Genomic DNA, 1,555 nt, shown 5'->3' with positions numbered 1-1,555 from the left:
CTTAACGACGCGCGCAACGACTCCGCCGCGCTGGTGCAAGCGGATCTGCTCGACGTCACCACATATCCGACCTTACTCACCAAGACCAACGCGGCCTTCGGTGATTTGGATATCCTCATCAACAATGCCTCCGCGTTTTACCCAACCCCAATTGGCACGATCACCGAAGACGACTGGCGCACGCTCACCGGCAGCAACCTAAAAGCACCGCTGTTTCTAAGCCAAGCGTTTGCGGCACAGCTGACCAAGAACCGCGGCTGCATTGTCAATCTCGTCGATATTCATGCTAAGCGCCCATTGCGTGATCATGCCGTCTACGGTCCAGCGAAGGCCGGGCTGGCAATGCTCACGCGGTCGTTAGCGAAAGATCTGGCGCCCGATGTGCGTGTCAATGGGGTCGCGCCGGGGGCGATATTGTGGCCTGAAGACGGTATGGATGAAGCGACCCAACAGGCCATCCTCGATCAGGTCCCGCTCGGTCGAACCGGAACGCCACAGGACATTGCCAGCTGCGTCTTGTTCTTAGTTTGCGACGCCCACTACATCACTGGACAAGTGGTCGCCGTGGATGGCGGTCGGTCTACTGGATGGTGACGGCGCTATCACTGACGCAGGATAAACCGACGGTCACCAGGCAAGTGATCACTGTGGCCATTGCGACCATCGTCGCACCGCTATCGGCGTTTGCCGTGGTCCCCACGTTTCAATTGATCGTGGAAATCGTTAGCTGGCTAAGTGGCGACGACTTTGGTCTCGACTTTGTTGGTCGAGGCACGATCGTCGCCGGAGTGATCCTTTTTTTTTGGAGTTTCATTGCTACGATATTGATTGGAATTTGGAGTTACCTATTCATCTCTCGATACCGACCTAGAGCAATGCTGCCTTACCTTCTGATCGGCGGCTCTTGCGGACTTGCGGCCATCGTGCTCTTCAACGCGCACGACTCCATTTTCCAGGTATTGACGATGTTGACGACAGGTCTGCTCGTCGCGTACGTGTTCGCGAAAATCGTCGCGAGCATCTACTAGTAGGCGTCCAGATACTCGCGCCACGGCGGTCCGGAAAGATCCGGCGCAACCTTTTCGAACGTTGTCGGCTCAAATGCGTTTAGTGTCACTGGACAGGCGTTGTTGTCCAGATAGCTCATCGCGGCAATGATATTCGGATCGGCGTCATCGCCTACCGGAATCGAAATGTCATCCGGTGCCGGACAATCGGCCGGCAAACCGTTGAAGTAATCGCCATCGCCATCGGCATTTACGGTTTGAAACCCGGTGATACGCAGAATCTGTTCGCAGAACTCAAAACCCAGCTGACCGATCGGCTTGCCGAAGGTCCGATCACCGACGATGGTGACATCGACATGTGGCTCCATACCATTGATGACGAGTTCGCTGGCCGACGCGGTTCGCGGCGTAGCGATGATCACCAATCGTGACAAGTTGATCGAGTTGCCGAGGCGGTTAAAGAAAGCGCTGACATTGTTGTCCGGTGCTCGATCAGCGTTGAATTCAGTGGACGTGAATACCAAGTTTTCCGCGACGTCGCCGCCGAG

3 protein-coding genes are annotated in these 1,555 nt (G+C 55.9%); 2 read left to right on the top strand and 1 reads right to left on the bottom strand.

The window, feature by feature from the left end; translation table 11 throughout:
* Both AAF465_17545 and AAF465_17540 read left to right on the top strand, forming a co-directional pair.
* Positions 1–594 (top strand): SDR family oxidoreductase (locus AAF465_17545; protein MEM7084527.1); only part of this gene is annotated, 594 nt, incomplete at its 5' end.
* Complete coding sequence (locus tag AAF465_17540; protein ID MEM7084526.1) at positions 588–1,028, top strand: hypothetical protein; 441 nt, start codon at positions 588–590, stop codon at positions 1,026–1,028. The genes AAF465_17545 and AAF465_17540, both read left to right, overlap by 7 nt.
* On the opposite strand, the gene AAF465_17535 is transcribed toward AAF465_17540, so the two are convergent.
* Positions 1,025–1,555, bottom strand: a 531-nt coding sequence (locus tag AAF465_17535) for a S41 family peptidase (GenBank protein MEM7084525.1), incomplete at its 5' end; no start/stop codon positions are given. The genes AAF465_17540 and AAF465_17535 overlap by 4 nt on opposite strands.

This window comes from Pseudomonadota bacterium (assembly GCA_039028935.1).
Taxonomy (GTDB): domain Bacteria; phylum Pseudomonadota; class Gammaproteobacteria; order Steroidobacterales; family SZUA-146; genus SZUA-146.
The sequence above is the reverse complement of the archived record's forward strand: the minus strand, read 5'-3'. Positions and strand labels throughout refer to the sequence as shown.